General features: G+C 65.2%; 1 protein-coding gene and 1 pseudogene. Both read right to left on the bottom strand.

Annotated features, from left to right (window positions below):
- Positions 1-278, bottom strand: a pseudogene (locus tag EN939_RS37600) (lipoprotein-releasing system transmembrane subunit LolC); the annotation flags it as partial.
- The coding region (locus tag EN939_RS37595) for a His/Gly/Thr/Pro-type tRNA ligase C-terminal domain-containing protein (RefSeq protein ID WP_245473350.1) at positions 275-446 on the bottom strand (172 nt) is incomplete at its 5' end. The pseudogene EN939_RS37600 and the gene EN939_RS37595, both read right to left, overlap by 4 nt.

The following is a 446-nucleotide window of genomic DNA, read 5'->3' as shown; positions in this document are numbered from 1 at the left end:
TGCGCGTAGTTCGCCAGTGGCGAATAGAGCGGCTGCACGATCAGGTGGCCGTTGACGCCGAGGATGCGCGTCAAAAGCTCCGCCCTGAAACCGTTCATCACCGCCATGACCACGATCAGCGTGGCGACGCCCAGCATGATGCCGAGGAACGAGATCGAGGCGATCACCGAGATCACCGTCTCCTTGCGCCGCGAACGCAGATAGCGCCAGGCGACCATGCGCTCGAAGATGGAAAAGGGTCCGGCGCCGACCGGTCTTGCCGCCACCGCCTCGTTCATGCGGCGACACCGAAGCGCTTCTTCACGTCTGCGATCGGCAGCGTCTCGCGCTCGCCGGTCTTGCGATTTTTGATCTCGATCTCGCCGGCTGCGACACCACGCGGCCCGACGATCACTTGCCAGGGCAGGCCGATCAGGTCGGCGGTGGCGAACTTGCCGCCGGGCCTC

It is taken from the genome of Mesorhizobium sp. M7A.F.Ca.CA.002.05.1.1 (assembly GCF_003998335.1).
Taxonomy (GTDB): domain Bacteria; phylum Pseudomonadota; class Alphaproteobacteria; order Rhizobiales; family Rhizobiaceae; genus Mesorhizobium.
The sequence above is the reverse complement of the archived record's forward strand: the minus strand, read 5'-3'. Positions and strand labels throughout refer to the sequence as shown.